The sequence below is a fragment of the Dactylosporangium sp. NPDC000244 genome (assembly GCF_040300725.1).
GTDB lineage: Bacteria > Actinomycetota > Actinomycetes > Mycobacteriales > Micromonosporaceae > Dactylosporangium.
Genome location: NZ_JBEPEH010000009.1, coordinates 291,272 through 299,584 on the forward strand (window position 1 = coordinate 291,272; position 8,313 = coordinate 299,584).

Here is an 8,313-nt window from a genome sequence, read left to right on the forward strand (position 1 = left end):
AGGCAAGCAGTCAAACGGGGCACGGATTTCCGACCTGGCCGCCCCCCGAAGCCGCGTTTTGCGGATGGCCGGAGTTAGTCGCCATCTTTACGGGGCTTCATACGCCACGCATCTGGCATCTTGACACCCCGTAGCGGCGCATCTCCAAACTTCGGTGGCACTCCGGGCTCTTTGCTTGACAAAGGATGAAACTCAACCGATGTGCCGTTGAACTCTGCCTCCGTAAAGTCAATACGGGTTCCTTTGAATGTTGCCCACTCGTATGAAAGGCGACCGCCATTTAGTTTGCCCGCCCACCACTGCGATCCGGTGTTGAATTCCGTGTGATCGAACTTAATGCGCCCTGACTCCATTGTGAAGAATGGCTCCCATGGGTATCCGAAGCTCATACCAGCTCCGTGAAATTTAGTCGAACTGAAATCGAGAAATCCACCAACAAGTGACGGACTTCCTCCGTCGGCAAATTCGATCGAACCCTTCGTAAATACGGAGTAGCGAAAACTAAGGCCGCCATCTAAGAATCTTGCCCCGCTAAAATCGATGGTGCCACCGACGAGGCGAATGCTTCTAAATGACACACTCGCCAAGAATTGAGCACCCGTAAAAGTTGTGCGACCGGCCACAAACATTGCGTAGTCAAATATGATCTTCGTGGGTTCAAGAATTCGCACGTAAGAGAAGTCGGCGCCGTCGAATGTAGCGCCAGTAAAGTCTAGTCGCAATCCTTGCCAACTATGTACGGGTGATGCATCCCCCCTGAGGTGAGAAGCCGCCAGTCGGAGCACCGTGTTCCGAACCTCGCGCTCCTGACGGGAGGCGAAACGGATCGGTTGGTCATCAGTCTCGTTCGCTGGCGAGTAGGGCATGCGAATATAGGCGCACAAGACGTCGACGCACGTTTGCCGACCGTCTTCCCAATCATCAGCGAGACCCGCCATTGCGTATACGCCAGCCAGTCTGATAGCGGCTTCACTTGCTCCGAGCTGTTCAGAGGCCTTCGCAAATCTCTCATGGAACAAGCGCACACCGTTGCGGTCACTCTCGAGTTTCGCGCGCTCATCTGCGGCCTGTGCGAGAAGTTTGGATATCTCTGCTCGTTCATCGGCAGCCTGCGCCAGGCGGTGGGCAAACTCTGCTATTTTACTTCCGTGTTCAGCCACTCGCTGCCTTCGATATGCCACCACGAGGGCCGCGACGCCACCGATTCCGGCGACGACGGCAAAAACAAGCTTCACGAGTTCAAAGAGACTGCGAGCGCTTACCTGGCCGTCGTTTTCGATGGCCGGAAAGTCGGCGAACCAAAGGGCGACAAGTAAGAGTAGACCCACACTTAGAATGGCCGAAACGATTGCCAGAGTGATCGAGATACGAATTTCCGCTAGCTTCAGGGCTGGTACGGACTTCTCGGCAGCCCTAAGGAGCGATTCCGCTGTGGGGCTGTCGACCTGGGCGACAGAGTTCTGCTCTGGTGACTCCGGGACAAGTCCCATGGACCTGAAGTCCTTTCCTGCCTGAAATCGTACTAGCCGAGCGGGGGCGGTATGTCGCCTCAGACGATTCAACGGTATCCACGCCTGAACATGATAGCGAGACAATCCGAGGCTCTGAAGGCCGCTTTTAGGTAGGCTCCGTCGCATAGAACGTGCCTCAGCGTTGCCGAATTTGGCTGTACTAGATCAAGGCGCCTCCGGCGCAGCCCGCACGCGGTCAGCCGGCTCGGCGTGCAAGCGGCGCCCGCGCTTCGCGCGGCGCCGGGAGCCCACCGGCCGGTGGCCCACGCGCGGGCCGACAGCAGCAGCACTAGATATAAGGCCAGCCAGGTACCGGCACATCGATGGTCCTGCAGGCCATGGCCCCGGCTCGCCGCGCTACATGCCGTCGCTCCCGCGGACACCGGTCGCTGCGCTCCCTGCCAGCCGATCCGTACTCGCGCTCTTTGCCTCCGGCGGGGCCTCCAGCCGGGGGCCTCAGGGTTCCGGTGGGCGCCCCTCCGCAGCCCCGTCGTCCAGGCAACGCCAACAGGCCGACGGTGGGGGCCGCCAAGCGTGGTCGTGGCCGTCGCGGTCCGTACTCACGAGGGCAGCCCCCACCGCCGGCCTGTTCCCCGGAGGGTGGACGACGGGTATACGGAGGGGCTGAAGGGGTCGATCAGGAGGAGCGGCGGGCAGCCAGCGCATCAGCGTCGAGGTGGATCGCGAACGGGACATCCGATGTCAGGGTCTCCCCCGCGCCGGCTACCGCGAGCTCGACGTAGTGCTCGCCCTCCAGGCGCAGCAAGCGCAGCGTCACCGAGGACGGCGCTTCGGGCTCGATCAGCAAGTACCAGTCGATCCGCGCGGCCGCGTACAGCTGCATCTTCACCAGCCGATCCATCCCCGCGTTGCTCGGCGACACGATCTCGCCGACCAGGGCGACGTCAACCGACTCAACCGTGGACCCGTCCTCGACGTCCGAGACCACGAGATCCGGGATGACGATCCGGCCGGTGCGTAGGCGGACGTTGACCGCCTCGAGGACCAGCATGCCGGCCGACGACGCACCCGCATCGAGAGCGTTCGCGATGCGGCGGGACAGGATCTGGTGCCGAACCCCCGGCGCCGGACTCACCAGCAGGCTCCCATCGATCAGCTCGACCCGGTTCGGAGTCTCCCCGAGCGCGAAGTACTCCTCTTCACTCCACGGCCCGAGGTGCTCCAGCACGTCCACGCTCACAGGCGACTCACCTCCTGCAAACAGCCTCCCACGGGTGGCCGCCAGCGACGAGCAGCGGCCACCCGCTTGGGAGAATTTGGGAGAAGATCTTGCGAAGACGCCACTTGCGGCCCTACGTAGACCGACACTCACCAACGTCCTGAGCTGCAGAAACACGAAACGGCTCAGCTCAAGATCGCGTATCGGCTTAATTCGGGACGAAGAGGCCGTCGGTTCAAATCCGGCTACCCCGACTTCGTGAAGTTCCAGCTCAGGGCTGGTTTCCTGGAAACAGGGAGCCAGCCCTGAGTCGTTTCCCGCTCAGCGTGGTCACTGCCATGGCCACGGTGGCCACGCGACGCGCCGGATCGGTGTCCGACTCCAGGACGAACGGCGGCTCACCGCCCTCGGCGGAATCGATCTGCACATCCGAATCGGCTTCCGCGAGCGTGAGCCACCAGACGTTGTCGTCGTCGCCCGGGTGCGTCCGCCGGACCCGCTCGATGGTCAGGTCAGGAAGCTCCTCCCGCAGGGCACGGAAGACCTCGTCAAGCGGCCCACCGGTCGTGTCCTGCGCCGACCAGGCGACCGTGTAGAACCTCTTCGCGGAACGCGACACCTCAGCCTCACCTCACTCGTGTCGGGCATCTAGGAGCCGCTGCGGCGACCGCAGTAGGAGATCTGTTCGCCGGCGCGCCAGGACTCGTAGCCGTCCGCGCCAGGGACCGACTTCCGACAGAAGCTCAGAAAACACTCGTAGAGGTACGGGGCGTCGGGTGACTCGGCCGCCTCGCGCAGGCTGGCACCGAGCCGGGCGCTGATGAGATCGCCCCCGAGCGAGAACATCGACCCCAGGTCAGGAAGTAGCGAGACCCCCGTCGGCGAGGCGCACCTCGATTGCCACCACATCATCCACGGCCGCATTGTCGCCCAGGCCCAGCCGCGCGCGGGTGGGGTCGGCCGCCTGGAATGTGAGGCCGAGTCGTTTTCGCGCTTCGGGGGACTCCCCCGGGTGAGGGGACGTGCTACGTTCGCCGTCGCGCGTCCCATGGCTCGGAGGTAACTAGTGGCGAACCGGTCGATCCAGACGGATCCGGAGCCCGAGGTCACGATTCGGTTCAGCGACCGGCAGGTGATCTGGGCGCTGATGGCACTCGCGGCGGTGCTCTACGCGATCGCCGCCAAGATGCGCCTCGGCATGCCGCCGCTCGGCGACGAGCCGCACTACCTCATCGAGAGCATCGCGCTGGGCAAATATCACACGTTCGACCTCACGCAGGCCTACGCCAACGGTGACTTTCGGGTCTTCTACCCCGAGGACATCCAGGCCCACGTGTACCCGAACGCCGACGGCGTCATGGTGCCGCTGCACAACTTCGGCGGACCGATCCTGTGGACGATCCCGTTCATGATCTGGGGGCGCATCGGGGCCCAGGCCGTCGTCGTGCTGGCCAGCGTGCTCACCGTCGGGGTCATGTTCCGGATCATGCGCGAGATGGGCATCGCCCGCTCCTACGCGACGATCGTCACCGGGATCTTCGTGGTCGCGACGCCGATCTACATGTACGCGTCCATGCTCTTCATCGACCCGTTCGGCGCGCTGTTCGTCGCCTACGCCGTGCGCGTGCTGGTGGCCGCCCGCCCGGCGAAGTGGCAGGTCGCGCTGGCCTCCGCGGGGCTGGGCTGGATGCCCTGGGTGCACGGCCGGTTCACGCTGTTCACCGTGATCCTCGGGGTGCTGCTGCTCCTGCGGGTCGACCGGGGCGGCGCGAAGGGCGTGCGGGCGCTGACCGCCTACATCCCGGCCGCGGTGCCGATGCTCGTGCTGCTGCTCGCGCTCGAGATCTTCAACTACACCCACTACCAGTCGCTGAACCCGGCCCCCGGCAACTCGGCGCTCGGCGACGGGGTGTTGCAGATCCCGCCGCAGCGGGGGCTCGCGGGGCTTCTGTTCGATCGGCAGTACGGCCTGATCAGTCATTTCCCTGTGCTCGCGCTCGCGGTGCCGGGCATGTTCCTGGTGGGCCGGCGCAACAGCCGGATGCAGGCGCACTGGATGCTGCTCGCGGTGATCCTGCCGTACATGCTCGCCATCTCCACCTTCCGCACCTGGTGGGCCGGGTTCACGCCGCCCGGGCGCCTGCCGGTCGTGCTCGTGCCGATCCTCGCGTTCTACGTGGCGGTGACCCTCCAGCGCCTGCACAGCTGGTTCCCGCTGGCGCTGGCCCTGGCCACCGGCGTGTTCGGCTTCCTGATCACCTTCACGGGTGACGTCAACCTGTTCTGGCGCTTCACCTCCGGCGGCGGCGACGGCAACGACCCGATCTTCACCTGGCTGGCCGGCAAGATCCGGCAGCCCGACATCGCCCGGTTCATACCGGCGGTCGAGACGAGTCCGGGCACGGGCGAGAACTACTGGCCGTTCGTCCTCGCCTTCGCCGTCTGCGTGGCCGTCGCGGTCCTGTGGGGCAAGCTGGCCCCGGCCGACCGTATCCCCGACCGCGCGCTGTGGAACTACCTCCCGACGCCGCGCGAGCTGCTGGCCTCGGTCCGCCGCCGCCCGGCTCCGGCCGCCCCGGCCCCGGCTGCGGCCCGGGCTCCCGAGGCCCCGGCGCGGCCCGCGTCCACGCGCGAGCCGGTGGCCGTCCCCGCCGCCGAGGCGGAGCAGCCCGAGGGCGATTCGGACAAGCCCAAGCTGGAATGGCCGTTCCCTCCGGCGGACCGGACCTCCCAGCACTAGCGTTGAGGGGCGTGAACGCCTACCTCACGTCCGAGGTCGTGGTCGACTACGCCGACGGCCTCATCAACCGCCGCGAGGCCCTGCGGCGCCTCTCCCTGATGGGTGTGGGCGCCGCGCTGGCCGCCTCGATGCTCGCCGCCTGCACGGACCCGGCCCCCGCTCCAGGCGCGGGCGCGTCCGCCCCGGTGAGCGCGGCCGGCCCGGCCCGGTTCATCAAGGACATGCGCTCGGCCCTCGACGAGCTGCACCGCCGCGCGCCGGCGGCCCGGCTCGCGGCGATGGGGTTCTGCTTCGGCGGCGCACCTGGCCTGAGCTAGGTCTGCGGCAGGCCCTTGAACCGCTCCCACGGTCCGATCGCGGTCCGGTTGGCGATCAGCGGCTGCGCGCCGCCCGCCTCCGCGGTGACGAACCGGCCGTTGGCGTTCGCGAGCAGCGACTGCGTGCCGTCGTCCGGGTTGAAGAGGATCTTGAACTTCTCCCAGGCGCCGATGGCGGTCCGGTTGGCGATCAGCGGCTGCGCGCCGCCCGCCTCGGCGCTGACGAAGCGGTAGTCGGCGTGGGCGAAGAACGCGACCTGCCCGTCGCCGGCGTCGATGAGGTCGTACGTCTCCCACGAGCCGGCCACCGATCGGTTCGCGATCAGCGGCTTGCGGCCGCCGTCCTCCGCGCAGACGAGCCCCCGGACCACCGAGCCCCAGGACACGTCGGTGGCGACCGTCCCGGCGAACCGCTCCCACGGCCCGATCGCGGTGCGGTCGGCCGTGAGCTCGCGGTCGAAGTTCGTGCTCACGTACCTGCCGGTGGCCTTGTACCGGAGGCTGAACACGCCGTCGGCGCCGGCGACGAACTCGAACGGGACCGCGTTCTCCGCGCTCGCGACCACCTTCGAGGTGGCGGGGTCGACGGTCAGGTACCGGTTGTTGACCGGGGCGAACAGCGCGACATCGCCGCCGCCGAGGTCGCTCACCCGGATCTTCTCCCACGCCCCGGCCGCGGTGCGGTTCGGGATCAGGGGCTTACGGCCGGCGTCCTCGGCGGTGACGTACCGCAGATTGCTCAGCGCCAGCAGCGAGAACGTCCGGCTCGGCGAGGCCGCTCGCACCTGCTTGCGCACGGTGGCCGCGCGCCCCTCGGCGTCGGTGACGGTGAGCGAGGCCGTGTAGGTGCCGGGCGCCCGGTACGTGTGCGTGAAGAAGCTCGGCGTCGGCGACTTGTACGTGAAGCCGTCACCGGTGTCGAGCGCCGACGAGACGATCCGGACCAGCCCGGAGGCGCTCGGGTCGAACCTGAAGGTGTTGGGCGGGTCGCCGGCGACGGGCTCGACGGAGAAGTCCGCCGACGGCCCCGCCGGGTCGGCGACGTCGACGAAGACCACGCTCCCGGGGACGCGGGAGATCCGCAGGGGCGTCCCGGTCGCGTTGGTGGCCAGGTCGAACGGGACCAGCAGACCGCCGGTGCCGTCCTCGACGCCGATGTACGCCCTCCGGCCGTCCGGCGCGATGGTGACGCCGTGGGCGTGCCCGCCGAGCGGCACCCGCTCCACGATCGCGTTCGCCGCCGTGTCGATGACCGACACCGAGTTCCCGGCGTAGTTGCTGACGTAGATCCGCGCCCAGTCCGGCGAGGCCACCACGGCCGTCGGCTGGGCCCCGACGTCGACGGTCGCGGCGATCCTGTTCGCCACCAGATCGACCACCGACACGGTGGAGTCGTCCATGTTGGCGACGTAGGCGCGCGTGCCGTCCGGTGCGACGGCGATCGACCGCGGCTGCCGGCCGACCCGGATGTTCGCCGTGACCGTGTTCGTCGCCGTGTCGATGACCGACACGGTGCCGAGGTCGGAGTAGAGCTCCTGGGCGACGGCGTAGGCGTGCCTGCCGTCCGCGGCGACGGCGATGTCCGCCGGATTCCGGCCGACGACGATCGTCGCGACCGTCGCGTAGCTCGTGGTGTCGATGACCGTCACGGTCTTGTCGGCGGAGTTGGCGGTGTAGACGCGACCGCCGCCCGGGGCGAGCGCCGCGCCCAGCGGGCCGAAGGTGAGGCCGACGGACTTGATGATCCGGCTCTGGGCGACGTCGACGACGTTGAGGTCGTTGCCGGTCGCGACGTAGGCCCGGCCCGTGCCGGCGTCGAACGCGATCCGCCCGGTGACGCCCTGGGGGTTGTCGTCGCCGATCCGGTTGAGGTCCCGGCCGGTCGCCGGGTCGATCACCGACGCGAGGCCGGTGCCATACCCGCCGACGTAGAGCACCGGCCTGGGGGCCACCGCGGAGGCGGGGGCGGCGACGCCGACGAGCGCGGTCGCCGCGCCGGCCGCCGCCAGGAGTCCGGCGATGAGGGGCCTCTGCACGAGGACATTGTGCGGCGACCGTCACCACCGCGTTGTCCCGCGTGATCAATCCGGACAGACCGCCCTGACGCCGAACGAGATGCGGCCCGCCGGTTGGCGGGCCGCATCTCGGGTGTCGGTGCTTTTTCAGTTGGCGGCCTCGAGTTCGGTGTTGGTGCCGCTGAACATGGTGCCGCTTGCGAAGCCGGAGGCGAAGCGCTCCTTGAGCATGTCGAGCTCGGAGAACTGGGCCTGGTGCGAGGACTCGGAGCCCTCCGCGGCGAAGACGTGGTCGTCGACCGACGCGTCGTGGGAGTAGTTGGTGTAGTCGTCCGACTCGTAGTGCACGGCGCCGGGGGCGTCGTACTCGACGTGGTGGCCCTGCGAGAAGTCGGTGGACTCGGCCGCGGAGTGGTCCTGCTCGTACACGCCGAACTGGCTGTTGTAGTCGGCCTCGGAACCCTCGGCCTGGTGCAGCTGGTCCAGCTCGGCGCTTTCCTGGCCGGTCTCGTACTGCCCGTAGTCGACGTCGCTCATGTCTCTATCTCCC

8 protein-coding genes are annotated in these 8,313 nt (G+C 67.6%); 2 read left to right on the forward strand and 6 right to left on the reverse strand.

Annotation, left to right across the window (positions count from 1 at the left end):
- Nucleotides 1-74 precede the first annotated feature (74 nt).
- The 4 genes from ABT369_RS15520 to ABT369_RS15535 all read right to left on the reverse strand — a co-directional run bounded on the left by ABT369_RS15520 (nucleotide 75) and on the right by ABT369_RS15535 (nucleotide 3,537).
- Entirely contained in the window at nucleotides 75-1,490 is a 1,416-nt protein-coding gene (locus tag ABT369_RS15520) for a hypothetical protein (RefSeq protein WP_350612422.1), read from the reverse strand.
- A 658-nt stretch (nucleotides 1,491-2,148) separates the two neighbouring features.
- Nucleotides 2,149-2,706: a Uma2 family endonuclease gene (locus tag ABT369_RS15525; RefSeq protein ID WP_350612423.1), complete on the reverse strand. Its 558-nt coding sequence runs from the start codon at nucleotides 2,704-2,706 to the stop codon at nucleotides 2,149-2,151.
- Nucleotides 2,707-2,962: 256 nt separating this feature from the next.
- Nucleotides 2,963-3,310 (reverse strand): hypothetical protein, encoded by a 348-nt coding sequence (locus ABT369_RS15530; protein ID WP_350612424.1) that lies wholly within the window; start codon nucleotides 3,308-3,310, stop codon nucleotides 2,963-2,965.
- 29 nt (nucleotides 3,311-3,339) lie between these two features.
- Nucleotides 3,340-3,537 (reverse strand): hypothetical protein, encoded by a 198-nt coding sequence (locus ABT369_RS15535; protein WP_350612425.1) that lies wholly within the window; start codon nucleotides 3,535-3,537, stop codon nucleotides 3,340-3,342.
- A gap of 220 nt (nucleotides 3,538-3,757) precedes the next feature.
- On the opposite strand from ABT369_RS15535, the gene ABT369_RS15540 reads away from it, so the two are divergent.
- Together ABT369_RS15540 and ABT369_RS15545 are read left to right on the forward strand one after the other, a co-directional pair.
- The gene (locus ABT369_RS15540; protein WP_350612427.1) at nucleotides 3,758-5,431 is read left to right on the forward strand and encodes a hypothetical protein; all 1,674 of its coding nucleotides are present in this window, start codon (nucleotides 3,758-3,760) and stop codon (nucleotides 5,429-5,431) included.
- An 11-nt stretch (nucleotides 5,432-5,442) separates the two neighbouring features.
- Nucleotides 5,443-5,748 carry a hypothetical protein gene (locus ABT369_RS15545; RefSeq protein ID WP_350612428.1) on the forward strand — a complete coding sequence of 102 codons (306 nt, stop codon included), beginning with the start codon at nucleotides 5,443-5,445 and terminating at the stop codon, nucleotides 5,746-5,748.
- On the opposite strand, the gene ABT369_RS15550 is transcribed toward ABT369_RS15545, so the two are convergent.
- Nucleotides 5,745-7,784, reverse strand: coding sequence for a cytochrome D1 domain-containing protein (locus ABT369_RS15550; protein WP_350612429.1), 2,040 nt, complete (start codon nucleotides 7,782-7,784; stop codon nucleotides 5,745-5,747). The genes ABT369_RS15545 and ABT369_RS15550 overlap by 4 nt on opposite strands.
- 126 nt (nucleotides 7,785-7,910) lie before the next feature.
- On the reverse strand, nucleotides 7,911-8,313 hold a 403-nt coding region (locus tag ABT369_RS15555), incomplete at its 5' end, for a hypothetical protein (protein ID WP_350612431.1).